The following is a 25,637-nucleotide window of genomic DNA, read 5'->3' on the forward strand; positions in this document are numbered from 1 at the left end:
CCCATGCCATGACCATCTCTGAATCCCGCCGGACCTTCCTGAAATCAACTGCTGCCGCCGCGACCGCTTCGGCGGCTGGTCTTCCGCTGGCCACAGGCGCAGCGCAGGCGCAAGTCGGCACGTCTGACATTCGTTGGGACAAGGCGGCGTGCCGGTTCTGCGGCACGGGTTGCTCGGTTCTGGTCGGCACCAAGGAAGGTCGCGTGGTGGCCACTCAGGGTGACCCGGACGCGCCTGTGAACCGCGGCCTGAACTGTATCAAAGGCTACTTCCTGTCCAAGATCATGTACGGCAAGGACCGTCTGACCACGCCTTTGCTGCGCAAGACCAATGGCGAATACGACAAGAACGGTGAATTCGAACCTGTCAGCTGGGACGAAGCCTTCGACGTCATGGCCGAGAAATGGAAAGAGGCACTGGCCAAGAAGGGCCCGACCAGCGTTGGCATGTTCGGTTCTGGCCAATGGACCGTCTGGGAAGGCTATGCGGCTGCCAAGATGATGAAGGCCGGGTTCCGCTCGAACAACATCGACCCTAACGCGCGTCATTGCATGGCATCAGCCGTTGTAGGCTTTATGCGCACCTTCGGCATTGACGAGCCGATGGGTTGCTATGACGACTTTGAGCACGCCGACACCTTCGTGTTGTGGGGGTCGAACATGGCGGAAATGCACCCGATCCTGTGGTCGCGCCTCACCGACACGCGCCTGACCAAACCGGGTTCCGAGGTGCATGTGCTGTCCACTTTCGAACATCGCTCGTTCGAGCTGGCCGACAATGGGATGGTGTTTGCGCCTCAGACCGATCTGGCAATCCTGAACTATATCGCCAATTACATCATTCAGAATGGCGCGGTGAACGAGGACTTCGTCCAAAACCACGTCAACATCACCAAAACCGTCACCGATATCGGGTATGGCCTGCGCGACAACCATCCGCTGCAGGAAGCGGCCGAGAACCCAAATGGCGGCAAGATGGAACCGATCAGCTTTGAGGAATATGCCGAGGCGGTTTCGAAATACACGCTGGAATACACATCCGAGCTGTCGGGCGTACCTGCCGAACAGCTTGAGCGTCTGGCCCAGCAATATGCTGACCCCAACCGTAAGGTCATGAGCCTGTGGACCATGGGCTTTAACCAGCACACACGCGGGTCTTGGGTGAACTCGCTGATGTATAATGTGCACCTGCTGGTAGGGAAGATCTCGGAGCCGGGCAACTCGCCGTTCTCGCTGACTGGCCAGCCGTCGGCCTGTGGCACTGCACGTGAGGTTGGCACCTTCGCCCACCGTCTGCCCGCCGACATGGTGGTTACGAACGACAAACACCGTGAGATTTGCGAGACAGCATGGAACATTCCTGCTGGTACCATCCCGGACAAACCCGGATTCCACGCTGTTCTGCAGCACCGCAAACTGAAGGATGGTGACCTGAACGCCTATTGGGTGCAGTGCAACAACAACATGCAGGCCGCGCCCAATATCAACGAAGAAGGCTTTCCCGGCTATCGCAACCCGGAAAACTTCATCACCGTGTCCGACCCCTATCCGACGGTCACAGCCGTGTCTGCCGACCTGATCCTGCCCACCGCCATGTGGGTCGAAAAGGAAGGCGCTTATGGCAATGCCGAGCGCCGCACCCAGTTCTGGCGTCAACAGGTGCAAGCGCCGGGTGAGGCGAAATCGGACCTCTGGCAACTTATGGAATTCTCCAAACGATTCACCGTCGAAGAGGTTTGGGGCGAAGAACTGCTGGCCACCATGCCCGAGCATCGCGGCAAGACCATGTATGACGTGCTCTATGCCAACGGCAAGATCGACCAGTTCCCGCTGTCAGAGACGGCTGAAGGCTTCCACAACGACGATGCGGAACACTTCGGTTACTATGTCCAGAAAGGTCTGTTCGAAGAATATGCCGATTTCGGGCGCGGTCATGCGCACGATCTGGCACCGTTCGAGATGTACCACGAGGCGCGCGGTATGCGCTGGCCGGTCGTGGACGGTAAGGAAACGCTCTATCGCTTCCGCGAAGGCTATGACTCCTACGTGCCCGAAGGCGCGGGCGTGAAGTTCTATGGCAAGCCCGATGGTAAGGCCAGCATCATCTTTGCCCCCTACGAACCCGCCGCCGAAGAACCCGATGAAGAATATGATCTGTGGCTGTCCACGGGCCGCGTGCTGGAGCACTGGCACTCGGGCTCGATGACCCGCCGGGTGCCGGAACTACACCGCGCCTATCCGAACGCGGTTGTCTACATGCACCCGCAGGATGCCGAAGATCGGGGTCTTCGCCGTGGACAAGAGATCGTTCTGTCCACCCGCCGCGGTGAGGTCACAAGCCGGGTCGAGACCCGCGGGCGCAACAAGGTGCCGCGCGGTCTGGTCTTCATGCCCTGGTTCGATGAGCATCAGCTGACCAACAAGTTGACGCTGGACGCAACCTGCCCGCTCTCGAAAGAGACCGACTTCAAGAAATGCGCCTGTAAGGTCGAGCGCGCGTAACCGGGAAGGATCGCAAAGGTTGTCCCCATGTCCCTGACCGGTACTCCTCTTTCGCCGCAACGGCGCCGATTCCTGCAGGATTCGGCCCGCGTGGCAGGTGGCTGCGTAGTTGCTGGGTCATTGCTGGCCTGGTTTGCCCGCGATGCGCGCGCACTGCCGGCGGAAGCCTTGCGCCCGCCCGGAGCATTGTCGGAAGATGAGTTCCTGTCAGCCTGTATCCGCTGCGGGCTCTGCGTGCGGGACTGTCCTTACGATACCCTGAAACTGGCTGAGCTAGGGGTCGATGCCGTTGCAACCGGCACGCCCTATTTCACCGCCCGCGATGTACCATGTGAGATGTGCGACGACATACCCTGTGTCGCCGCTTGCCCTACCGGCGCGCTGGACCCGGGTTTGGACAATATCGATGATGCCAACATGGGCGTTGCGGTTCTGGTCGATCAGGAAAACTGCCTGAACTTCCTCGGTCTGCGCTGCGATGTCTGTTACCGCGTCTGCCCCGTTATTGACGAGGCGATAACACTGGAAACCGCGCACAACGCGCGTTCAGGCCACCATGCGATGTTCATTCCCACCGTCCATGCCGACCGCTGCACCGGCTGCGGTATGTGCGAGAAAAGCTGTGTTCTACCCGAAGCTGCGATCAAAGTACTGCCCGCCCGATTGGCGCGCGGCAGCAGCGCGGACCACTATCGCAAGGGCTGGGAAGAAAAAGAAAGCCACGGCGGTCCGCTTGTGGACGGATTGATCGACCTACCCGACCGCCTGCCTGGGCCTGGCACAGACAATCTGGCCGCGCCGGGCGGCTTTTCGCCCTCCTATGACCTACCGGGGGCAGGCCAATGAGCGCGCGCACTCATATTCCCGTTGGTCAGGAGGCTATTGAGGCCAAAGGCTGGATCGGTGCGCATAAGCTCCTGCTGCTGCGTCGGACAAGCCAACTGTTCTTTTTGGCGTTGTTTCTGCTGGGGCCTTGGTTCGGTGTCTGGATCGTGCAGGGAACGTTGGCGGGGTCGCTGACCCTTGGCATTCTGCCCCTGACCGATCCGTTTGTGCTGTTGCAAAGCTTTGTGGCCGGTCACTGGCCGGAACTGACCGCCTTGATCGGCGGGATCATCGTTCTGGTCGCCTATGCGCTGATCGGCGGGCGCGTCTATTGTTCGTGGGTCTGTCCGATCAACCCGGTGACTGATGCCGCCAACTGGTTGCACCGCAAGCTGGACCTGCCCAAAGGCTGGCAACCCAAACGCACCACCCGTCTGTGGATACTGGCGACGGTCCTGATCGTCTCGGGCCTGACTGGCGTCATCGCGTGGGAGTTGGTCAATCCGATCACCATGCTGCATCGCGGACTGATTTTCGGCGCGGGCTTTGTCTGGGCACTGATCGCTGCGATCTTCATCTTTGATCTGGTCGTCGCCCGTCACGGTTGGTGTGGCCATATCTGCCCCGTCGGCGCCTTCTATGGCCTGATCGGCAGTAAAAGCCTGCTGCGTGTCAGCGCCGCCAACCGGACTGCCTGCAATGACTGCATGGATTGCTACGCCGTCTGCCCGGAGAACCAGGTCGTCTCGCCAGCGCTGAAAGGCAAACCGGATGCGACGCCGCTGATCCTGTCGCCCGATTGCTCAAATTGCGGCCGCTGCATCGACGTATGTGCGGTGGATGTCTTCAAGTTTACTCACCGGTTCGACGACAAGGTCGTCGCGCCTTTCGATCCCGTTCCCGCGCCCGATGCGCGTACAGCCAGACCTATCTAAGGGAGTGCACAGATGAACAAGCCAATCCTGACAGGCGTCGCCGCCCTGATCCCAGTCGTACTCCTCAGCGGGTTCGCCCTTGCGCAATCCGCCCAGGTTGAGACCCTGCGAGGCGGCGAAGTGGATGAAACGGTCCCGCTGGATCAAGTCCACAAAACGATGGAAGGACGCATTGTACGGAACTACCGGCAGCAGCCGCCGCTGATCCCGCATTCGATTGAACAATACCAGATCGACACGCGGACCAACCAGTGCCTTTCCTGCCATGACTGGACAGTTGCAGGCGAACGCAACGCGCCCACCTTGTCTATGACCCACTATCTCGATCGCGACGGCAATGAGTTGGATCACATCGCAGGGACCCGGTATTTCTGCAACCAATGCCACGTGCCGCAGGTAAATGCGCCTACATTGGTCGATAACCTGTTTGAACCATCCCACAGCAACTAATCCAACGTATGACTGAAAGGAGCACCAAGATGGCAGACTCTCCTGAAAAACGCGGCTGGATCGGTCGCTTGTGGAACGCGTTCTGGACACCGGCTGTTTTGTTCAGTTCGGGGTTTTTGATTTTGGCCGGCTTTCTTGGGGGTATCCTATTCTGGGGTGGCTTTCACTGGACGCTTGAACTGACCAATACAGAGGAGTTCTGCGTGTCCTGCCATACGATGGAAACCAATTTGGGCGAGTACCGCGAGACGATCCACTACAACAACCACTCGGGCGTGCGCGCGATCTGTTCGGATTGTCACGTGCCGGATGAGTGGAACCACAAGATCAAAGCCAAGATCATGGCCGTGAAAGATGTCTATCACGAGCTCGCAGGTACCATTAGCACCCCCGAGAAATACGAGGATCACCGTCTGACAATGGCCTCGGCCGTTTGGAAGAAGATGAAGGAATCCGACAGCCGCGAATGCCGAAACTGTCACAACTTCGACTATATGGACTTTACCTTGCAGGAAACACGCGCCGCGAGCGAGCACCAGCGTGCGATTGACACAGGGATGACCTGTATCGACTGCCACCAGGGCATCGCTCACAGCCTGCCGCCGGGATATCTTGAGACCTATCAGGACATAGCCGAAGCGGTTGACGGCAAGCCGCTGCACAAACAAGCGGCGGTGTCTGGCAATGACATCCAGTCCTTCCTCAACTCCAGCGCCGATTAAGAAGGGGCAGATATGTTAGATATACTTGGGACAATCGGTGGAAACATCCTCAGCCTGCCCGGCATTCTTGGGCTGGCGCTGGGAATGATGACCAGACAAATTTGGCTGGGTGCGGCGCTGGGCGGACTTGTCGGCGTGTTTGAAACACTGGTCTTTGCCGGTTTTCAATTCGCTCAAATCGAAGCTCTTGAACTCGTGATTGCAATTCTGGTTGGCGTATGTGCCGGAGGTTTAGGGAGCCTTATCCGAATTAAAGGAACGCAAGTCAGAACTTAGCGACCCGGCGCCAAAGAACACTGCAAGCAGACGCTTTCTACAGTATTTTTGTGCCAGTTCTACTCCAAGTTGCACTGAGAACACTATTGGCAACGCTTCGAGTTCTTCTTCGCTTTAATTGTTGGTTTGATTGGTTTAGTCCCTTTCATCCAGCAGTCCGAATGAAAAGCTGGATGTGTCGCATACTTAGGCGCCCAACTAGCGGCACGCAGTATCGGGCGTTTGTTCCATTTGAATAGTTTTCGAACGGGTTTCAGCTTAATCTCTTCTTAAAGCTGCCATTACCCAATGCTAACATCTCTGGCTTTTGGCTAAGCGCGAAGCGTCCCAGGCAAGTGTACTGACCTTTGGAGTCGTCAAATACGAAATCAAACGGGCTAGTACACCGTCCTTTCGTTTGCGTGGTCGATCACTGGGGTAAAGGTTGTGATCCAGCGTTTGCTAACCAGCCAGCTCAAGTTAACGCTGCAGCCAAAGGCCGTGTCTACTGCTAACCTACCCGGCCTGATGCCGAAACCCTTTCAGTTCGAACAAGCAATGTTTGTGGAGTCCCGCCCTTGGCTTGGCGGATTACCTGCGTGCCCTTGACGTCCGTGATGACTGAGTTTTGGCATCGGTTAGGTAGTTCGTAGCATATTCAAAATACCGGTAAGCTTCATCCCAAGCCGGTCTTGGCGACGAACTTTGGTTGGGCTAGCGAAGCTATCCCAAAGGCCGCATCGTTCAGTGTTTCGAGGCCTTCCTTGAGGTAGCGCCCAATGGTAGCCTCGAAAAAACGGCTCGAAATGTTGCCTTCCCGAAACTTACCATGAACGCACCAAAAGAAGGACGAATAACTCAGCACCTTGTCATGCGGTCCATGTCGACAAAACCATCGATACGTAAGATTGAGATGAAGCTCTTGGCAAAGGCGGCGGTTAGACTGGATTCCCATCAAAAAGCCGATCTCTAGCACTCGGGCCACTAGTTCGGGGTCAATCGAAGGACGGCACGTGTGGCTGTAGTAGGTCTTTAGCTTCTTCCGCATGCCATCCGCGCCGAGAAAGCGGTCGATCTATCCAAGGACGTGGATCGTGGCACATGGGCATCCAGATTAAACTCATAAAACAGCTGCGCTTAGGTCTGTTGAGTACTAATCATTTTTAGACCCTCCCGGTGTCGATACATCAAGTGAATCAAAGGACATGCCGCACTGCGACACAGAGTTTTTAACATCATCGGGCGGGAAGCGGACCTGGGCTATATCCGCGAGAGCATCTCACTCGATCATGAAGGGTGGCTATTGGCAGCCGGGAAGGCAAGACAATAAGTGTATCGGGCATCCCAGTGGGGCTGCGGAAACGTTGTCTTGCACAATCGCTAGAAATGGCCCTTTGCAAACTCGAGTGGCGATATCTGACATAAGTTCGAGCGATATCGGGCCTTTTAGCGGCTGCAACACGCGCCGGTGTTTTTGAACCCTTTCAATCGACCATGTACACCGTTTCGCCCGTGTCTATCGCCCGCTGCGCCGCTTGCCCCATTCTGACCGCCCAGAGGCCATCGTTCAAACTCACGTCCGGTTGAGCTTTTTCGCCACGAAGCACGGCTAAGAAACCTTTGTGCTGATAGTAGGTCGACCCATTGTGATCCCCAGCGGCCAATAAGTTTGGGTCCACTGGAACATCCATTGATACAGGGCCTTTGGGGTTGCGCGGACTAATGATTACGCGCGGAGGCGGAGGAGCGCCCAAGTGGTCCTGCCAAAAGCGCACGGGTCCTGGAACAAGCGCCTCGATTTTAGCGTCTGGTCCGACGGCGGTTATCTCTTCCTGGTAGCGAGAACCTTCTGCAAACATGCAAAGTTCCAACATCGCGCGCGCGCCCGAGGCAAAATCCACAAGAACATAGCCGTGATCCAGAATATCTGGGGTTTGACCATCGTAGCTCTCGTCCAAATGGTTCACCGCCTGTCCTCCACTTGCGGTTATGCGCACCGGGTCGGATTGCAGTATCAGACGCATGAGGTCGAAGAAGTGGCAGCATTTTTCGACGAAAGTACCGCCAGTATTGCGGTTGAAGCGGTTCCAGTGGCCGACCTTGTCCAGGAACGGAAAACGATGCTCGCGGATCGATAGCATTTTAATACCACCTGTCACCTGAGCCTTCTCGATCAGAGCAGCAACTGGGGGCATGTACCGGTATTCCATCGCAACCCAAATCGGGCAGGGATAGTCGCGCTGCAACTTCTCGAGTCGAGCCACGTCTTGCGGGTCGGTGAACAATGGCTTTTCTACCAATAGCGGTAGCGGACGTGTTTCAGCGATTTCGCAAATCTGGTCCACATGAAGATGGTTTGGGCTAACAATGACGACGCAGTCCAGCTCTTCAATCGCCAGAAGCTCTTGCACGGAACCCACCATGGACGCATTTGGCGCAATTGCCTTGGCGGTATTTGCCATCTCTGAATCGGGCTCAAAGATCGCTGCTACATTGGTGCCTTCCAGCAATCCGATGTTGTGCAGGTGCTCTTGCCCCATCATGCCGCATCCAATCAGCCCGTAATTGATGGTCCGGGTCATGTGCGATTCCTTTTACTTCAAACGTTGTACGTAGTTGGCCCGATCTGGGTCGAACCATGTTTTTGAGAATTCAACGGGTTCGGCGTTTTCCGACCAGCTGAACCGCTCGATGTAGCCTACCGATTGGCCCGCTGGTTTGGTGAAGTCAGGAGGTGTCCAGTCCGGTAGCGGTTGGACCGAGACTCTGTCTTCGGCCCTTGCGATCCAAAAGCCCAATTGGCGCTGATAGAAGCGATAGAGTGAGTCGGACAGCAGGCTCTGGTTGATCAGGCCTGCTGATTCGTCGAGCCAAATTTCCTCGACTGCGATGATTGTATCATTCAGGTAGCGCATCCGCCGGACACGCGAACCAGCATCAGAAGCCCCGAATTTCGGCAGATTGGCCGGCTTCTTCAGATGGTCAACTGACAGGACATCCGCACGTGGCAGGCCGCCCCCTTCCGGTAGCTCCAGCCTGAACATTGCATAAACGCTATTTTGTGTGCCGGTTTCGCGGATGTAGTTGCCTGAGCCCTGAACACGCTCCAACATCCCCTTTTTTTCTAGCTCAGAGAGCGATTTTCGGAGCGTTCCAACCGAGACATTCAACTCCGCCGCCATCTCACGCTCGGGTGGCAAACGCTCGCCATCGATAAGGCGCCCAGCCGCGACGTCGCGGATCAGGAGTTCCGCGATCTGAATATATACCGGCAGGGCATTTGGGTTTCGGTTGGAGGCAGGCACGGTCGACGCTTCACTCGGTCGCAGGAAAAATTGATACACTATTGATCTACATCAAAGCGATTGCTACGCAAGAGGAAAGTCAAAGATGTACGGAGCGTGAATCAAATGAGCATCGTCCCCATCACATCCCCCGATCTGGATGCGGCCGAAGTTTCGTGGTTTGCTGCGCTGTGTTCCGATGATTACCAGTTCCTTGGCGTGCCCGATGGCGACCTGCGGTCGAGTTGGGAGCATTGTTCCGGCATCGTGAAAGAGGCCGAAGCGCAGGGCTTCCGCAACATCCTATGCCCGTCCTCCTATCAGGTCGGTCAGGACACGCTGAGCTTTGTCGCGGGCTGCGCCCCAATCACCGACCGGATCAACCTGCTGGCCGCTGTACGCTGTGGCGAGATGCAACCGATCATGCTGGCCCGCACCATTGCGACGCTGGATCACATGCTGAACGGGCGGTTGACGGTCAACATCATCTCCTCCGACTTTCCCGGTGAGAAAGCCGACAGCGCGTTCCGCTATCAGCGCTCGCGCGAAGTGGTAGAGATTCTGAAGCAAGCCTGGACGCAGGACGAGATCAATCATGCAGGCGAGGTCTATAACTTCTCAGGTCTGACCACTGACCCGGCCAAGCCATACCAGATTGGCGGGCCGCTGCTCTATTTCGGCGGCTATTCCCCCTCCGCGCTCGACCTTTGTGGCGAGCATTGTGACGTCTACCTGATGTGGCCTGAAACCAAGGAGCAACTGGCCGAGCGGATGAAGGCCGTTCATGCGGTCGCCGAGAACTACAACCGAACGCTGGATTACGGTTTGCGTGTCCACATGATCGTTCGCGATACCGAGGCCGAGGCGCAGGAATATGCGGATTTCATCGTCTCGAAGCTGGATGACGAATATGGTCGTGCAATCCGGGAACGGGCGCTGGACTCGACCTCTCTCGGCGTGGCGCATCAGGCCAAGAACCGTGATCTGGCCGATGAATATGGTTATGTCGAACCCGGTCTCTGGACCGGCGTTGGTCGTGCGCGTTCGGGCTGCGGAGCCGCTTTGGTCGGTTCGACCGATCAGGTTATGTCCAAGATCGAAGAATATCAGAAGATGGGCATCCGCGCCTTCATCTTTTCAGGCTATCCGCACATGGATGAAGCCAAACATTTCGGCGCCCGCGTGCTGCCCAACCTGAAAACCTGTTCGCTGCCCGAAGCTTATGGGCGGGTGCCTGCAACTACCCCGGCAACCCCGCTGGGCAACGGAGTTCGTCGCTGATGCAACGCGTGAAACTATCTGACTCGCTGGAAATGAGCCGCCTTGTCTATGGCATGTGGCGCTTGGGCGACGACGCAGACACATCGGTGGCGCATGTCGAAGCCAAGATCCAGGCCTGTCTGGATCAGGGTATCACCACCTTCGATCAGGCCGATATCTATGGCGACTACGGGGCCGAGGCTGTTCTGGGCAATGCCCTGCGCGCCAATCCCGGTTTGCGCCAGCGAATGGAGATCGTCACCAAATGCGACATCGTCGCGCCGATTGGCCGTTACGCGGACGCCACGGTAAAATACTATGACACCTCGCGCGCGCATATCGTGAAATCGGTGGACACGTCCCTGTCCGAAATGGCGATTGAACATATCGATCTGCTTCTGATCCACCGCCCTGATCCCATGATGGACCACCATGAGACCGGAGCGGCTCTGGACGAGGTCGTCGCCAGCGGCAAAGTCGGCGCGGTCGGCGTGTCAAATTTCCGCCCTTGGGACTGGTCGCTGCTACAATCGGCGATGAAGGCGCAACTGGTCACCAACCAGATCGAGATTTCTCTGGGTGAGATCAGCCCCTTCACCAATGGCGATCTGGCGTTCCACCAGCAACACGGCCACCCGCTGATGGCGTGGTCTCCGCTGGGCGGGGGCCTGTTGATGGCCGGAAACCCTCCGGTCGGCGTTGTTGCAGACGAGATCGCAGCCGAGTTCGGCGTGGATCGCGCCGCCGTGGCCGTGGCCTTCCTGCTGGCGCATCCCGCAAACATCCTGCCGGTAATGGGCACGAACAATCTGGGCCGCATCAAAACCATCTCGGACGCATTGAAAGTCAAACTGGATCGCGAAAGCTGGTACCGCCTGTATGAGGCGGCGCTGGGGCACGAGGTACCATGATGAATGCAATCTCAAAGGACATGACCCACACCTTCGTTCCGCATAAGGACGACACTCGGACCCTGCGCGACGCCTTCGGGCGCTTTGCGACCGGCGTCACCATCGTCACATGCGACAGCGCCGATGGCCCGGTCTGCATTACGGCCAACAGCTTTTCGTCGCTGTCATTGGACCCGCCCTTGATCATGTGGGCGGGCGACCGCAACTCGCGCCGCTTCCCGTATTTCCACAAAGCCCGCCATTTCAGCGTGCATGTGCTGTCCTCGGAACAGGCCGAGCTGTGTTTTGGCTGTTCCAAAGACGCCTTTGCGCTGCGCGACATCGAGCATGAGCGTTGTGAGAACGGGACGCCGCTGTTGGCGGACTGCCTGGCGCGGTTCGAATGTGAACAACACGCGTATCACGATGCGGGCGATCACGTTATTGTGGTTGGAAAGGTTCTTAAGGCCAGCATGGCGGATGGAGACGCGCTGACCTTTTACGCCGGGAAACTCGGCCAATTCGCGCAGCACTAAGCGCGATTTGACGACCGCGGGACATACCCGCGGCTGAACAAGGGAGGATCCGCATGAGCGGACTGGCATCGGTGCTTGCACCGATCGCATTCGTGAACGAAACCGTGCTGCGTCTGGGCCGCGCGGTTGGCGTCGTTGCGATTGCACTCATGGTGATTGCGATCCTAATCCAAGTTTTCTTCCGGTATGTACTGGGCAATGCTCTGCCATGGCCGGATGAGGCTGCGCGGTTTTGCATGCTCTGGATGACCGGGCTTATGGCCCCTACCGCGTTCCGGCGAGGCGGCTTTGTGGCCATCGACATGCTGGAACGCTTTCTGCCGCGCGTAATCGGCCAATCGCTGAACCTGTTCCTGCTTCTGATCTCGCTTGCGGTCTTGCTGGTCGCGGTCAATATCGGCTGGTCCGAGGTCACTGGCTTTGGCGGCAGATTCGCCACCGCAGCGCTATACATACCCACCTCCTTTGGGTTCGACGAATGGTACCGCATCCCGCGCAGTTGGATGATGGCCTCGTTGCTGGTGGGAATCATTCTGCTGATTTCGGTGAATATCGAGCTGATCCTGCGATCCTTCATCACTCTTCTCGGTGGGGGCCACCTGTTGCCTGAAATTCCTGACGCGGCAGTGGGGGCCGAATAAATGCTGATCTGGTTCCTGCCCACCTTCCTGATTTTCCTGCTGATCGGCCTGCCGGTCTTTTTCGCCCTTCTGGCCGCGCCCGGTATCCTGCTGTGGCTGAACGGACAGACCAACGACATCACGCTGCTCTATCGCAATGTCTATAATGGCATGGACAGCTTCCCGCTCATGGCGATCCCCTTCTTCATGCTCGCCGGAGAGCTGATGAACCGCGGCGGCATCACCATCCGCTTGGTCGAGTTCAGCCAGGCCCTGATGGGCCACCTGCGCGGCGGTCTGGCCCATGTGAACGTCCTCAGCTCGATCCTCTTCGCGGGCCTCTCGGGGTCCGCTGTGGCGGACACTTCGGCGCTAGGGTCGATGCTGATCCCGGCGATGGAGAAACAGGGCTACACCCGTAAATTCGCCGCCGCGATCACGGCGGCGAGTTCTGTGATCGGACCGATTATCCCACCTTCGGGCATCATGATCATCTACGCCTACGTCATGGGTGAAAGCGTCGCCGCCCTGTTCCTAGCGGGCATCGTGCCGGGCGTGATGGTGGGTGTTGGCCTGATGCTGATGATCAAACTCATGGCAGACCGCTACAACTTTCCCGTTGCCAGCCGCAAATACACATGGCCCGAACGACGTCAGGCCAGCCTCAAAGCCTTCTTCCCGCTGATGACGCCGGTGATCATTCTGGGCGGTATTCTGGGCGGTATCTTCACACCAACCGAGGCTGCCGCCGTCGCCGTGGGCTACGCCTTCATCATCGGCTTCTTCGTCCTGCGCACGCTGACGTGGAAAGAAGTGCCCGAGGTGCTCAGCAACGCAGGCATGACTTCCGCCGTCGTCCTTCTGCTGGTCGGCGCGGCGATGGCGTTCAAGACGGTTGTCAGCCTCAGCCATGCGCCGGAACAGCTGGCCTCGCTGATCCTCAGCCTGTCGGAGAACCCGTTGATCCTGCTGTTCCTGATCAACCTGCTGCTGTTCATCGTCGGCATGTTTCTGGATGCAGGCCCCGCGATCATTATCCTTGGTCCGATCCTTGGCCCCATCTTCACCAGCCTCGGCGTCGACCCGATCCACTTTGCGATCATCATGAGCGTCAACCTGACCGTCGGCCTCGCCACACCGCCAATGGGCTTGGTGCTGTTCGTGGCCGCCGCCGTGTCGCGCGAGCGGGTCGAAACCATCGCCAAGGCGATCCTGCCGTTCCTGGCCGTTGAAATCATAGTGATCTTCCTGATCACCTATATCCCCGCACTATCCATGACGATCCCGAGGATAACGGGATTTGCAAACTAACTGAGTTCCATAGGGAGGAAACGCATGCTCAGAGATTTCATCAAAACCGCAGCGGTGGCCACATCGCTCGTGGCCGCGTCCGCTATGGCCGCCACAGCCGCCGACTACACGCTGCGCGCCACTGCCAACTCGAACGAAAATGACGAAGACTATGATGGTCTGATTGTCTTCAAGAACTATGTCGAGGCCGCGTCGAACGGCGCGATCGAGGTTGAACTTTTCATCGGAACCCAGCTTTGCTCAAACGGTGCGGAATGCCTGCAGGGCGTGGCGGATGGCACGATTGATATCTACATCTCCACCTCGGGCGGCGCGTCGGGCATCTTCCCTTACGTGCAGGTTCTGGACCTGCCTTACCTGATGGCCGATGACCGCATTGCCGAGCATGTTTTGTCCGGCGACTTCACCCGCACCATGCGCAACATGGCGCTGGAGGACTCGGGCGGCGCGATCCGTCTGATGACAATAGGTAACACCGGCGGCTGGCGTAACTTCGCCAACACCCAGCGCCGCATCGCCGAGCCTGCCGACATGGAAGGTCTGAAAATCCGCACCGTGGTCGCCGACCTGCCGCAGGAACTGGTCAAAGCCCTGGGCGCGTCGCCGACACCGATCCCATGGCCGGAACTGTTCACCAGCTTCCAGACCGGTGTTGTTGAGGGTTCCAAGAACGGCATCACTGACATCATGGGCATGAAATTCCCTGACGCGGGTCTGCAATATGTCACGCTGGACGGCCATGCCTATATGGGCGCGCTGTGGTGGATGAACAACGCCAAGTTCCAGGAGATGCCCGAGGATATGCGCCGTGTCGTTGTCGACGGTTTCTATGCGCTGCAGCAGGCCACCTTTGCCTCGCCCAAGCGCAAGTCGATTCAGGCCTATGAGGATTTTGTCGCCGGTGGTGGAGACCTCTACGTGCTGACACCCGACCAGAAGGCCGCGTTCAAAGAGGCCGCAACCCCGGTGTATGACTGGTTCCAGTCCAATGTCGCCCGTGGGGATGAGATCTTTGGCGCGCTGACCGAAGCGGTTGCTGCGGCCGAAGCCGATGTAAACGCCTCGCGCGATGCGGACTTGAACTAAGTACATAGGCCGGGCTTTGCGGCCCGGCCCTCACCGAAACGGGTACATCCACCCTTTGTAGTCGTTGACCAGCACATGCGCCCTTTCGATCTGCTCTGGCGACATTTTCTTGACCACTTCCTCAAGGCTGATCGCCGCATCGGGGTCGCCGCCGATAGCGCTGAGCGTGTACCACATGTATGCGCGCACCAGATCGGGCGCGGGCATGCCCAAACCCAATTCATAGTACCAGCCAACCCCCGACTGCGCCCCCGGGTGGCCTTTCATCGAAGCGCGCAGATACCATTCAAACGCTCTCTCATAATCCTGCTCAACCCCAAGGCCCAGCCCGTACATCACGCCGATCAACTCCTCAGCCTCGGCGTTGCCGGAGCGAGCGGCTGGAAGAAGTTCCTCGCGCGCGGCTTCAAACTGCCCGGCTTCCATCAAATCGCGCGCTTGCTCCAGTTCCGCCAGAGCCGGAGATGCAAATACGCAAAGGGCAAAAACAAGCTGACGCATGGATTGGTTGCTCTCTTCTGGGTTGGGGCCGCTGCGGCACAGGATTTGCCGCGACCGTTAACCGATGATGACTTTATCCCATTTGATATGGAACAGGCTGCTGTTGGTCATCAACTGTTTTACGACCCGATCCTGTCGGGTAACCAGAACATCAGCTGCGCCCATTGTCACCACCCGGATTTCGGCACCTCTGACGGGTTGTCACTGGGCATAGGAGAAGGCGGGCAGGGGTTGGGACCGGACCGCACACCCGGCACCGGGGCAGACAGAATACGCAAACGCATCCCTCGCAACTCTCCGGGCCTGTGGAATCTTGGGGCGAGGGAGATTCACACAGTCTTTCACGACGGCAGGCTGAGTATTTCAGACGTCTACGGCAACGGCTTCAATTCCCCAGCGCAGGAGTGGCTGCCCGAGGGTTTGAATTCCCTGCTGGCCGCACAGGCTCTGTTTCCCCTGACCTCACAATTCGAGATGGCAGGCAATGTGGCCGAGAATGAGGTCACCGGCGCGGTGCATGATCGGATCGATAAAGGCTGGCCTATTCTGGCAAAACGCGTCCGTACCGATCCACGCTATGGTCCGGCCATCGTCGCTGCCTTTGACGAGGTCGAGACGACCGAAGACATCACGATCACGCAAGTCGCCAACGCTTTGGCCGCTTTCATGGCGATCGAGTGGCGGAGCACCGACAGCCCGTTTGACCACTACCTCGAGGGTGACACGAATGCCCTTTCGCCGGCCCAATTGGATGGGATGGAGCTTTTCTACGGCAAAGCCCGTTGCTCCAGCTGCCACGCCGGACCTCTCATGTCAGATCAGAAGTTTTATGCCTTGGGTTTGCCGCCCTTTGGACCGGGCCGCACCCGGCAGTGGGATCCTTTCGTCCGAGATGTCGGCCGTATGGGTGAAAGCAACCGCCTAGAGGATGCATATAGGTTCCGCACCCCTATGTTGCGCAATGTTGCCCTGACCGCGCCCTACGGTCACAATGGCGCTTTCCCCGATCTGGAAAGCGTCATTCGCCATCACTTGAACCCACAGGCAAGCCTGGACAACTGGAGGCCTGAAATGGCTGCTTTGCCCGAGGTGCCATGGTTGCAAAAAACCGATTTCATAGTGTGGGAGGATGATTATGAAATGGAGCGTCAACGCATTAAAAGCGACATTGTTCCGATCCAACTCACGGAGTTGGAAATTCAAAACCTGATTGCTTTTCTGCATTCTTTGACAGGTATCAGCGTAGATTCATTGAAATTCGGAGTGCCGAAAGGATTTGTTCCTTAACCATCCCTCGCATCGGCAGTGTACCGTCAGAGAAATCGTATACTGCAGTCCTTTATTGAGGAGATTTTGGGAAGAAATGATCTGCAGAGAAAATGACTGCATGGAGCAGCGCGAAACAAAAAAATACAAGCAGCCGAAACGACATGAAACCAATTTGATCAGACAAAACTGGCATCGTTACCTAGGGCACCGTTCTTGAGCGTGGCATACTTCCGATACCAGATGAATTCAATCTCGGCCGCGTGTTATCTTCGCTGTCTCCGGACACGATAGATACGCTAAAAGCCGCTTTACGCGCTTGCTTATGTTTCAGGTATAGCTCAGCGAGGCATTCTGGTGCGATGCTCTTATCGCTCTTCGACTAAATCTCAGTGTTGTGCGTCATTTGCAGCGGTGCAGGTCTCGGCCCGTAGCTGTTTTGGGAACAACGTTTCGCGTTAGTAGGTCGTGTCCAAATGGGCCTCGGGAGTGTAAAAATTTCAGCTTGTTGAGCGGAATGTTAAATTGTCGGTTTTGCTTGCATTGTGCGAGTTTTTCTGAGTTCAGGCTTGGTAGCCGCGACTGGGGTCTGGTTTGACGGCGACATCGCAGCATCAATGGTTGTTGCAGGACGTCGGCTTTGGGCTGTCTTTGTCGGTGCCGGATGTTACCTCTGATATGTATGTTACAACGCCTTCGAAATCCACAAGGAGTCTAAACTGCCCGAAGCTGCGATAGGCATGAACGGTGGCTTTGGAAAAAACGTATTGTTGGCGGCAACACTCTACGTGTCTCTGCGATTAGAGACTATGCTCGAATTTAGTGTTTTCAGGGTTTCATTGTATGAAGCTGTTGACAGTTGGGTGTCTCTGTGAGCTTTTGAGGTTTCGAACAACTGGGCTCTCCGACTTTCCACACACATGTTCATGCCGAATTTGTCAACGCCATATCCGGAATGGTGGCGACTGCGACAACGTTGAGCAACGCAGGAAACCATGTTTGGTCACAGGCACAGTTTACTGAGGAGGACGCACTGTTGCGGACAAACACTTGAACAGACCCGATTTAAACGCGATCACCTTGGAAACGTACAAGTTTAGTGAAATAGTCGATGCAGATCGTTGATGTGCAACCCTGTCTTGAACTTCCGGCCTCCCTTGTCGGGCGCGCGAGCTTTTTTCAACCGCTTTCTCATTTGTCGCGACTGTGGAGAGAAACAACGAAGATACGGCAGAACAAATCAGCTTAACACATTTGTTTCAAATATGATGGCGGGCCTGTTTGTTGTCTAAAGACGCAGTACTAGCACTGATGATCGCATTCAGGTTGGCGACAAGATAGGAGATGTCACCGAAATCAAGCTGATGGAAACACTCATCAAGTCTATTAAATACGAGATGATTAGTATTCCAAACTCGCAATTGTTAAATTCCGAGGTTGTGAACTACTCGCGTAAAGTAGATGGGCGAGGACTGCTGGTTCACACCTCAGTCGGGATCGGATACGAGGAGCCTCCGAAGAAAATCAAAGCTATGCTGGTGGAGGCAGCTCTTCGAACTCAAGGCTTGAAAAAGTCGCCGGAGCCCTTTGTCCTTTGGACGCAACTGGCTGACTACGCGATCAATTATGAGATCAATGCTTATACGTCGCGTGGTTCGAGCTTGCCCAAAATCTTGTCCGATCTTCGCGAGAACATAGTCGAAGTGTTCAATGAAAACGGAACACAGATCATGACGCCGTCCTACATAGCAGATCCGCCTGAACCCAAAGTTTCAACAGAAGAATGGAACGGCAGGCTTGCTCATGAAGTTGAATAGGGTCTTTAGCCAAACGGGGATACGCGATTCATAATAAATTCTAAAACTGCTATGTAATTATGTGTTAGTTGCTAAGGTAGTCTCATGAACGCGCTTACCAGAATCTCCAGAGGGATCCGAACCGCCTTTAAGGATGGTAGAGTGAAAGGCCTTTTGGCCTTCACAGTCGGAATGATTTTATGGGCCTCGGTCTTCTACCACTTTGTAGAAGGTTGGAGTTGGCTCGACTCAATCTACTTTTCTGTAGTTACAATTTCGACCGTAGGGTTTGGTGATTTTTCACCTGAAACCGCAGCGGGGAAAATCTTTACGATGTTTTACATCATTGTAGGGCTGGGCGTTTTTGTGACTGCGGCGACCACTGTGGCTGATACAATTTTATCCCAAGACGACAAGAAAACAGACAAGTAAACTGCACCTACTTTCGTCCAGCAGATTTCGTCCATAGGCATGTGATTGTCTGCGAATTTCAAGCCGTGACGCGGATTCCCTTTTGTCTTCATACCGATAGGTCATCACCCCAATTTCAAAATAATATACATATTACGTTTTTTGAGTATAATATTCAGAAAACAAACCCAGGGGGATGGAATGGAAAAAACTCAGGACGCGAAGATTGTCGATCTAGCGATACGACTGCTGTTTCTCGGACTATTTCTCTATAGCGCACTGGTCATGGTGGCCCCGCTCGCAAGCGTGGTCATCTGGGCAACCATCCTTTGCGTGGCGCTCTATCCGGTGTTTGATTGGCTGCAATCCAAATTGGGAGGGCGAAAGAAGCTTGCTGCGACGATCTTGGTTTTATTGGGTCTTGTTCTGACCCTGGGGCCAGTCGCAACTGCGGTTTCCGGTGCCGCTGAACTTGGTTCCGAATTTGCTGAACAGGCCGACAAAGGCGAAATAAAAATTCCCCCAGCACCAGAAGGTATCAAGGAACTGCCGGTAGTCGGCGGGAAAATTGCTGATGTTTGGGGTATGTTCGAGCGGAATCTGGACGGTGCGCTTGCAAAATACGGCGCCCAAATTCTTGAAATCACAAAGTCCCTTTTTGGAAAGGTTTTGGGGATCGGAATTGGGCTTCTTGGCCTTGCCCTGTCGGTATTGATAATGGGGGCTCTGTTCAGTCCCGGACCAAGTATGGTTCAGGGCCTTCAGCGCTTTGCCAACCGTGTATTTGCGCCGCGTGGTGGTGAATTCGTTACTTTGGCAGGCGCAACGATCCGAAATGTGACGAAGGGTGTAATTGGCGTTGCCGCCATTCAGGCCGTCGTCGTGTGGATATTGCTGGTTCTGTTTGGGATTGGCTCGGCCGCGACGCTGGCGTTTGTCTGCCTGATCCTTTCGATCATCCAGATTGGACCCGGTTTGGTGCTTATACCAGTGATCATCTATGCATGGAGCTCCATGTCCGGAGGTGCAGCGTTGATCTTCACCATACTGGCCATTCCCGTGACCATAATGGACAGCTTCCTACGCCCCGTCTTTATCTCAAAAGGCCTTGAAACGCCGATGCTTGTGATCCTCATCGGGGTTCTGGGAGGCATGATGGCCTATGGGTTGATAGGCATTTTCATGGGACCCGTATTGTTTGCGGTCTTCTATGAGTTGTTCAAAGTCTGGATTGACGCACCACCGGTTAGCGAAGACGCCGCTGAAGGAGCTGCAGAATGAGGAAGACGATCTGGTCGACATTAGCCGTCATTCTCATTTTTCTCGTCTGGTATCTGGTCGCTGACAGAAAGACACCGTTCACAGGAAATGCCAGAGTAAAGGCCGTGGCGACCCAGATCGTTCCACAGGTCACTGGGACGGTGACCGAGGTTCTTGTTCAAAACGGTCAGGTGGTCTCGGCAGGGGATGTTTTAGTTCGGATTGATGCCAGACCGTACGAAATTGATCGTGACAAAGCCCAAGCCGATCTTGAGGCAGCCACTCAGGAGGTGGGTGCCTCGTCAGCCGAAGTAAGCGCTGCTCAGGCCAAACTGGCGAGGGCGCAGAGTGATCTCGACACTATGCGTCTTCAGACTGAGCGCGTATTTGCGCTCGAAAAGAAAGGGCTGATTGCCGTCTCAAAGGCTGATGATGCGCGAGGGCAGCTTGCAGAATCTGAGGCAAACTTTGAGAACGCAAAAGCGGATCTGGAAAAAGCAAAGCAGAGGCTCGGTGACGATGGGGTTGAAAACCCGAAGATCCAGCGCGCGTTGGCTGCTTTGGCGGATGCGGAACTGAACCTTGAATGGACTGAACTGCGTGCTCCGGCAACAGGTGTCATCTCAAACTTGCTGATAGCCCCAGGTACGTATGCCCGATCAGGGCAAGATCTATTGACGTTTCTGGATGCAACGGACGTCTGGATCGAGGCGTATTTTACTGAGAACAACCTGGGAAGAGCGTCGATAGGGTCTCCGGTTGATGTGGTATTGGATATGCATCCCGGTAAGATTGTCCCTGGCGTCGTTGAGAGCTTCAGTGCCGCTGTGTCTTTGAGTGGTGGTGATGAACCCGGGCAATTGGCAAGCGCACCAAGTACCAAGGGGTTCTTGCGAGAGCCTGAAAGGTTCCCGGTCAGGATCGTCTTACCCGGTTATGAAGCTGGAAGTGCTGAAGATGACCTTCGCTTTCAGCTGAACGGGCAGGCCGATGTGATTATGTATCTAAGTGACAACTCGTTGCTGAACCTCGTCGGCCGTACCTATATCCGCGTGGTTTCAATTCTGTCCTATGCGTACTGAAGACCAGCGCTCTGTCGCCCGGCTTGCGCTGGGTGTGACCGGTGTCTTTTCGTTGGGCTTGTTTCTTGGTTGGCCACTCGCAGTCGTCGGGGCGGTATTCACTGCACTGTTTCTGCAAGCGCCTGCCGCATTGCCTTTGGCGGCATTTGGCAAGCTGTTTGTCTTCTCAATTGGATTGATGTTCATTTCGTTCCTGCTGTCCTCAATTTTCTCACCATATCCTGTTGTGTTTCTCATCCTCGTGGCGATTGGAATAATCCTGTCTTTCGTTTGGTCGGTTTCTGGTGCCGGAGTATTGCCGGGTGTTATCGCTCTCATGGGGGCGTTGATGATCCCGAACTTGGTTCTGCAATCGCAGGATTTGGCCTTGGTGCTCGTGTACTGGATACCGCTGAATTTGTTTTTTGCGGGCTTTGTTTCAACGCTGATGTTTGTGCTAATTCCCGCTGAACCTCCGACGGCCGCTCAGAAGAAAGCAGCAACGTCGTCAGACTTTGACCCACATCGCCGCATCGTCAGGATGTCACTTGTCACAGTTCCGTTTGCTATGGCGTTCTTTGTTTCAGGTGCATCTGCACTACTGGTTCTGTTTTTTGTCGCGCTGCTGAGCCAGCAACTCGCGGCGATGCCTGCGGCGGGCAAAACCGTAGCGAAAGCAATGCTGACGGCTAACCTTCTTGGGGCAGCAGTCTCTATCATTTGTTACGAAGTAAACGTAATAGCCCCGGTCATTCTCACCTCTATTCTGCTGTGTTTTTTCTTTTGTCTGACCCTCGGAGCACTTGGAAAATCACAAGCCCCGCTCGCCGCCGCCGCTGGCTCTGCAATTACGACTGCTTTGATCGTCTACGGTGGGTCAATTGCGCCCTTTTCCGACGAAGCTGACGTAAAGAGTATTACGCGCGTTCTGCAAGTCGCCAGCGCTGCGATCTTCGTAATTGTTGCCTATGTCGTGGTTGACGAATTCTGGCCTGAAAAGAAACGCCAGTCTCCATCAGAAGCCTAAGATGGAACGGTTAGACAATTCACTCCACAGATGGTTTGAAAGATTTGCTTTTCTAAGTCGCGTATCATGACACAGAATGCACACTTCAAGGATGCATCCAAACTCGGGAAGTTTACTTTCCGCTTTTTACGAATTGCCACCGGACCGCTTCGCTTGCTGGCTACTATGGACCTGAAAGTCGCCGTTCGTTCAAGGTGCAGCCAAAGTTCTAAGCGAGCCCTTAGAAGACGGTCATTTTTTGACAGAAGGCATCCAATTTCGCCAGTCTCGAACGAATGATATCTATAGGGAGCGTCATCATGAAGCGGTTTTCGCGAACATTCCTACTGTTGCTTTCTCTTCTAATTGGCACTGTCGCCTCAGCTCAGGAAAAGCCCAATATAGTCTTTATTTTTCTGGATAATTTTGGCTGGGGTGAGCCAGGGTTCAATGGCGGTGGAATCATTCGTGGCACCGCCACTCCGGAAATGGACGCTCTGGCCGCTGAGGGATTAAGGCTTACGAACTTCAACGTGGAAAGCCAATGCACGCCGTCCCGCGCAGCGACCATGACGGGACGGTATGGCATTCGGAGCGGAAACCATACAGTCCCACTTGGAGGTGGCGTTTACGGGCTGACCCAGTGGGAAATCACAATGGCCGAGATGCTCAAGGAAGCAGGATACAACACGGCCATGTACGGCAAGTGGCACCTTGGATGGACCGAAGGACGCTATCCAACCAACCAGGGATTCGACGAGTTTTACGGTGTTGAAACCACGGACGTTACAGTCTGGCGCACGCTTCCGGGATTTGCTGAAGCCAACATGGAAGAGCCTGTCGTGATGCAGGGAGTTGCAGGGCAGCCAGCAACCATCGCGCGGGACTATGACTTGGACTATCGCGGTGAGACAGATGGCGACCTGATTAAGAAAGTCATCGATTTTATCGAAGCTAAGAGTGCCGAAGACGCGCCGTTTTTCATCTATCTTGCTTACACGCAGACCCACTATCCAAACATCGCGTCGAAGGAGTTTGATGGTGTCACTGGAAACAGCGTCTGGGCCGACATTCTGCTTCAAACAGATACGTACATCGGACGTATCGTTGATGCGATTGAGGGGGCAGGTGTTTCCGACGAAACCGTGGTGATATTTATTGCAGACAACGGCCCCGAAGCTCTTCCGGTTGGAAACGCCAATATCTCGCCGGTTCCTGAGGTACATGGTACTGCAGGGCCTTGGCGCGGAACTCTGTTCACCAGCCTCGAGGGAAGCATGCGCGTGCCCTTTGCGATCAAGTGGCCGGGGAAGATCCCCGCTTGTTCAGAAAGCAACGACGTTGTCCACTCGATGGACCTTTTTCCAACACTTGCGGCATTTGCAGGCGGCAAAGTGCCGGAAGACAGGGCATTTGATGGCATCGACCAGTCCGAGTTTTTTCTGGGCGCCCAGCCGAGATCGAACCGAGAAGGCGTGATCGTTTACATGGGAGAACAGATATTCGGTGTAAAATGGAAGGATTGGAAAGTTCTGTTCAAAGAGAACACAACCGCTTTTGGCGCGACAGAGTCTTTCGACACACCAAGGGTATACAACCTTCTGAATGATCCACACGAGCGTGAAAGCGTACTCTTCCCGCACACATGGGTAGCCGAAAAGGCGCTGCCACAGTTGCAGGAGCACATTGCTGCATTCGAGGAGTTTCCTCCGATTCCCTCAGGAACGCCGGACCCCTACGAACCATCCAATGACTGAATGGCGGCTTTGGTCCACACATCGGTCGTTCGACTTTGGACCGCGAAAGTCCGCTTCCTTGCGGTTTGCAGTCCGCCTTTTGTACAAAAGGCAAAAATAGGACCAACGGCAAGTTGGGGCTCGTACCACCAGTTCATGCAACCTGCAGCAAATGGCGACTGCGAGCCCAAAACACTCAGTTACTCAGAGCATCGGCTCAAGAATTCAATCGCTTCAAACACAAATTTCTAAACGCGATGAAGCACGAGCCAGATCAAAAAACCAATGTACAAAAAAACAGATACGTTCAAAACCGTATCGACGATCGAACCTGTCATTCGGTGACCTCTTTTGAAAGCGATTTGAGGAGACAGACCACAAGAATTGGTACGATGAAAACAAACGCAATGGCTGAGAGTGCGATAATAGATCTGACTAGTGAAACATCGTTTACGAGGATCATGGCTAACCCTAGTGCGCCGAGCACCATCCCCCAAATGGTTCGAACGCTCGGCGAGGGGTTTTCGTCTCCGCCTGTTCCAATCATTGCAAGTGTGAATCCTGCGCTCACGACGCTCGTAACAACAAAGAAGAAAGCGGCGGTGATCGTTGCGATCTGCGTGACAAACTTTAATGGAAACTGTTGCAGGAGCGCGAATGTCGTCGCATCAAGGCTCTTTTCGTTGACCTCAAGAAGTTGACCGCTGCCATCCAAAACATCAAAAAAACCTACACCGCCAAGCACACCAAACCAGAAAATCGAAAAAAGAGTGGGCGCAATTATGACCCCGGTCAGAAACTCGCGTATTGTGCGCCCCCGCGAAATGCGTGCAATGAAAATGCCTACGAATGGAGACCATGCAAGCCACCAGATCATGTAGTTAAGCGTCCAGTCCTGAAACCAGGTGGAAATGCTCTGATCAAAAAATTCTGTTGTCGAAAAACCGGCAGGTATGACGTTGTAAACATAACGCCCAAAACCCGAGACGATCGAATTCATCACAAAAGACGTGGGACCGGCGACAAGTAGAAAAACCAAAAGACTGATCGCAATCGCCATGGCCAAATTGGACAGTTTTGACATTCCTTCCCCTAGATCACGTCTCAGAGGAATAAGGAAAGCAACGCACATGGCGGCAAAAATAATTGCTGTCAGATAAGGAGAATTTGGTATTCCAAGAACCCCTGCCAGCCCTGTTTGAATTTGAAACACACCCATGGCCAACGAACCCGCTAGGCCAACGGCTATGGCGACGACAGATAAGAAATCGAATAACCAAGCCAATCCGCGGGTCCATGTTTTCTCGCCGTACACGTCCAGCAACGGAGCGCTTAGCAGCAACGAACGTTCACGTCGATACGCAAAATAGGCAACTATGAGTGCAACGACGCCATAGATGGCCCATGCGTGGAACCCCCAGTTCAAATAGGTTACGAACATGGCGAGCCTTGCGGCTTCTGGATCGGAAGAAAAATCGCGTATTACCGAAAAGTGGGTGAGTGGCTCTGATACGCCAAAAAACAGCAGGCCCACTCCCATACCAGCCGCGAAAAGCATTGCAATCCAAGCTGTAGTCGAAAACTCGGGCTCTGAACCTTCGGGTCCAATTCGGATAGCGCCGTACTTGGAAACTGCGAGATAAATTGCCAGCAACAAAAGTGCGCTGGCTTCGAGCATAATGAACCAGCCTCGGCTTTCGAACTGGATGGTGACAATTCTTGAGGACACGGAACCTAAGCCATGCGGGTCGACAACACCCCATAGTGCAATACAGCTGCTGACGAAGAGAGCCGAAATCAAAAGCGCATTGACTTTCATAAATTACCCAATCGAAGAAGAATGGCTTCGCTTAACCGTAGCAGCGATTATCCTGCTCTAATAGCTGGAAACTTTTTTCCGGATTGGAACACATAGCCGTTTTGTC

General features: G+C 55.1%; 24 protein-coding genes and 1 pseudogene. 20 read left to right on the forward strand and 5 right to left on the reverse strand.

All coding sequences use genetic code 11. The annotated features are described in order from the left end of the window. Nucleotides 1-8 precede the first annotated feature (8 nt). Genes napA through ACR0AI_RS13980 form a run of 6 tightly spaced genes read left to right on the forward strand, consistent with a single transcriptional unit; the run spans nucleotide 9 to nucleotide 5,709 of the window. Complete coding sequence (napA, locus tag ACR0AI_RS13955; protein ID WP_480674862.1) at nucleotides 9-2,501, forward strand: nitrate reductase catalytic subunit NapA; 2,493 nt, start codon at nucleotides 9-11, stop codon at nucleotides 2,499-2,501. 27 nt (nucleotides 2,502-2,528) lie between these two features. After that, nucleotides 2,529-3,347, forward strand: a complete 819-nt coding sequence (gene napG, locus ACR0AI_RS13960; RefSeq protein ID WP_480674864.1) for a ferredoxin-type protein NapG — start codon at nucleotides 2,529-2,531, stop codon at nucleotides 3,345-3,347. Then, nucleotides 3,344-4,261: a quinol dehydrogenase ferredoxin subunit NapH gene (napH, locus tag ACR0AI_RS13965; RefSeq protein ID WP_480674866.1), complete on the forward strand. Its 918-nt coding sequence runs from the start codon at nucleotides 3,344-3,346 to the stop codon at nucleotides 4,259-4,261. Before napG ends, napH begins: the two co-directional genes overlap by 4 nt. Before the next feature lie 12 nt (nucleotides 4,262-4,273). Continuing rightward, nucleotides 4,274-4,711, forward strand: coding sequence for a nitrate reductase cytochrome c-type subunit (locus tag ACR0AI_RS13970; protein WP_170376987.1), 438 nt, complete (start codon nucleotides 4,274-4,276; stop codon nucleotides 4,709-4,711). Nucleotides 4,712-4,740: 29 nt separating this feature from the next. Beyond that, nucleotides 4,741-5,433, forward strand: a complete 693-nt coding sequence (locus tag ACR0AI_RS13975; protein ID WP_480674868.1) for a NapC/NirT family cytochrome c — start codon at nucleotides 4,741-4,743, stop codon at nucleotides 5,431-5,433. A gap of 12 nt (nucleotides 5,434-5,445) precedes the next feature. Then, the gene (locus ACR0AI_RS13980) at nucleotides 5,446-5,709 is read left to right on the forward strand and encodes a hypothetical protein (RefSeq protein WP_480674870.1); all 264 of its coding nucleotides are present in this window, start codon (nucleotides 5,446-5,448) and stop codon (nucleotides 5,707-5,709) included. Nucleotides 5,710-6,364: 655 nt separating this feature from the next. Here ACR0AI_RS13980 and ACR0AI_RS13985 read toward each other — a convergent pair. The 3 genes from ACR0AI_RS13985 to ACR0AI_RS13995 all read right to left on the reverse strand — a co-directional run bounded on the left by ACR0AI_RS13985 (nucleotide 6,365) and on the right by ACR0AI_RS13995 (nucleotide 8,993). After that, a complete protein-coding gene (locus ACR0AI_RS13985) occupies nucleotides 6,365-6,763 on the reverse strand; it encodes a transposase (RefSeq protein WP_480675073.1) in 399 nt (132 codons plus the stop codon). A 409-nt stretch (nucleotides 6,764-7,172) separates the two neighbouring features. Continuing rightward, complete coding sequence (locus tag ACR0AI_RS13990) at nucleotides 7,173-8,270, reverse strand: Gfo/Idh/MocA family protein (protein WP_480674872.1); 1,098 nt, start codon at nucleotides 8,268-8,270, stop codon at nucleotides 7,173-7,175. A 12-nt stretch (nucleotides 8,271-8,282) separates the two neighbouring features. After that, nucleotides 8,283-8,993: a GntR family transcriptional regulator gene (locus tag ACR0AI_RS13995; RefSeq protein WP_480674874.1), complete on the reverse strand. Its 711-nt coding sequence runs from the start codon at nucleotides 8,991-8,993 to the stop codon at nucleotides 8,283-8,285. A gap of 105 nt (nucleotides 8,994-9,098) precedes the next feature. Here ACR0AI_RS13995 and ACR0AI_RS14000 point away from each other — a divergent pair, with 105 nt between their 5' ends. Genes ACR0AI_RS14000 through ACR0AI_RS14025 form a run of 6 tightly spaced genes read left to right on the forward strand, consistent with a single transcriptional unit; the run spans nucleotide 9,099 to nucleotide 14,675 of the window. Next, nucleotides 9,099-10,253 carry an LLM class flavin-dependent oxidoreductase gene (locus ACR0AI_RS14000; protein WP_480674876.1) on the forward strand — a complete coding sequence of 385 codons (1,155 nt, stop codon included), beginning with the start codon at nucleotides 9,099-9,101 and terminating at the stop codon, nucleotides 10,251-10,253. After that, nucleotides 10,253-11,143 carry an aldo/keto reductase gene (locus ACR0AI_RS14005; protein ID WP_480674878.1) on the forward strand — a complete coding sequence of 297 codons (891 nt, stop codon included), beginning with the start codon at nucleotides 10,253-10,255 and terminating at the stop codon, nucleotides 11,141-11,143. Before ACR0AI_RS14000 ends, ACR0AI_RS14005 begins: the two co-directional genes overlap by 1 nt. Beyond that, on the forward strand, nucleotides 11,143-11,658 hold the full coding sequence (locus tag ACR0AI_RS14010) for a flavin reductase family protein (protein WP_419740565.1): 516 nt from the start codon (nucleotides 11,143-11,145) through the stop codon (nucleotides 11,656-11,658). The genes ACR0AI_RS14005 and ACR0AI_RS14010 overlap by 1 nt, the downstream gene beginning before the upstream one ends. A gap of 53 nt (nucleotides 11,659-11,711) precedes the next feature. Continuing rightward, entirely contained in the window at nucleotides 11,712-12,299 is a 588-nt protein-coding gene (locus tag ACR0AI_RS14015; protein ID WP_170478072.1) for a TRAP transporter small permease subunit, read from the forward strand. Next, nucleotides 12,300-13,589 (forward strand): TRAP transporter large permease, encoded by a 1,290-nt coding sequence (locus ACR0AI_RS14020; RefSeq protein ID WP_480674881.1) that lies wholly within the window; start codon nucleotides 12,300-12,302, stop codon nucleotides 13,587-13,589. It abuts the gene before it with no gap. 24 nt (nucleotides 13,590-13,613) lie between these two features. Beyond that, nucleotides 13,614-14,675 carry a TRAP transporter substrate-binding protein gene (locus ACR0AI_RS14025; RefSeq protein ID WP_170378744.1) on the forward strand — a complete coding sequence of 354 codons (1,062 nt, stop codon included), beginning with the start codon at nucleotides 13,614-13,616 and terminating at the stop codon, nucleotides 14,673-14,675. A gap of 30 nt (nucleotides 14,676-14,705) precedes the next feature. On the opposite strand, the gene ACR0AI_RS14030 is transcribed toward ACR0AI_RS14025, so the two are convergent. Then, nucleotides 14,706-15,176 carry a tetratricopeptide repeat protein gene (locus tag ACR0AI_RS14030; RefSeq protein WP_170457746.1) on the reverse strand — a complete coding sequence of 157 codons (471 nt, stop codon included), beginning with the start codon at nucleotides 15,174-15,176 and terminating at the stop codon, nucleotides 14,706-14,708. 3 nt (nucleotides 15,177-15,179) lie between these two features. On the opposite strand from ACR0AI_RS14030, the gene ACR0AI_RS14035 reads away from it, so the two are divergent. From ACR0AI_RS14035 to ACR0AI_RS14070, 8 genes and pseudogenes are all read left to right on the forward strand, one after another. Beyond that, nucleotides 15,180-16,463 carry a cytochrome-c peroxidase gene (locus tag ACR0AI_RS14035; protein ID WP_480701362.1) on the forward strand — a complete coding sequence of 428 codons (1,284 nt, stop codon included), beginning with the start codon at nucleotides 15,180-15,182 and terminating at the stop codon, nucleotides 16,461-16,463. A gap of 1,295 nt (nucleotides 16,464-17,758) precedes the next feature. Then, nucleotides 17,759-17,884, forward strand: a pseudogene (locus tag ACR0AI_RS14040) (mechanosensitive ion channel domain-containing protein); the annotation flags it as partial. Then, nucleotides 17,882-18,259, forward strand: coding sequence for a hypothetical protein (locus ACR0AI_RS14045; RefSeq protein ID WP_480675075.1), 378 nt, complete (start codon nucleotides 17,882-17,884; stop codon nucleotides 18,257-18,259). The pseudogene ACR0AI_RS14040 and the gene ACR0AI_RS14045, both read left to right, overlap by 3 nt. Before the next feature lie 141 nt (nucleotides 18,260-18,400). After that, nucleotides 18,401-18,670, forward strand: a complete 270-nt coding sequence (locus ACR0AI_RS14050) for a potassium channel family protein (RefSeq protein ID WP_480674885.1) — start codon at nucleotides 18,401-18,403, stop codon at nucleotides 18,668-18,670. 180 nt (nucleotides 18,671-18,850) lie between these two features. Continuing rightward, complete coding sequence (locus tag ACR0AI_RS14055) at nucleotides 18,851-19,930, forward strand: AI-2E family transporter (RefSeq protein ID WP_480674887.1); 1,080 nt, start codon at nucleotides 18,851-18,853, stop codon at nucleotides 19,928-19,930. After that, a complete protein-coding gene (locus tag ACR0AI_RS14060) occupies nucleotides 19,927-20,991 on the forward strand; it encodes an HlyD family secretion protein (RefSeq protein ID WP_480674889.1) in 1,065 nt (354 codons plus the stop codon). Before ACR0AI_RS14055 ends, ACR0AI_RS14060 begins: the two co-directional genes overlap by 4 nt. After that, a complete protein-coding gene (locus ACR0AI_RS14065; protein WP_170768655.1) occupies nucleotides 20,981-21,997 on the forward strand; it encodes a DUF2955 domain-containing protein in 1,017 nt (338 codons plus the stop codon). The genes ACR0AI_RS14060 and ACR0AI_RS14065 overlap by 11 nt, the downstream gene beginning before the upstream one ends. A 299-nt stretch (nucleotides 21,998-22,296) precedes the next feature. After that, nucleotides 22,297-23,733, forward strand: coding sequence for an arylsulfatase (locus tag ACR0AI_RS14070; protein ID WP_480674891.1), 1,437 nt, complete (start codon nucleotides 22,297-22,299; stop codon nucleotides 23,731-23,733). Between the two features lie 313 nt (nucleotides 23,734-24,046). Here the strand turns inward: ACR0AI_RS14070 and ACR0AI_RS14075 are convergent, their stop codons facing one another. After that, nucleotides 24,047-25,531: a BCCT family transporter gene (locus ACR0AI_RS14075; RefSeq protein ID WP_480674893.1), complete on the reverse strand. Its 1,485-nt coding sequence runs from the start codon at nucleotides 25,529-25,531 to the stop codon at nucleotides 24,047-24,049. Between the last annotated feature and the right edge of the window lie 106 nt (nucleotides 25,532-25,637).

This window comes from Ruegeria sp. BG3 (assembly GCF_056538485.1).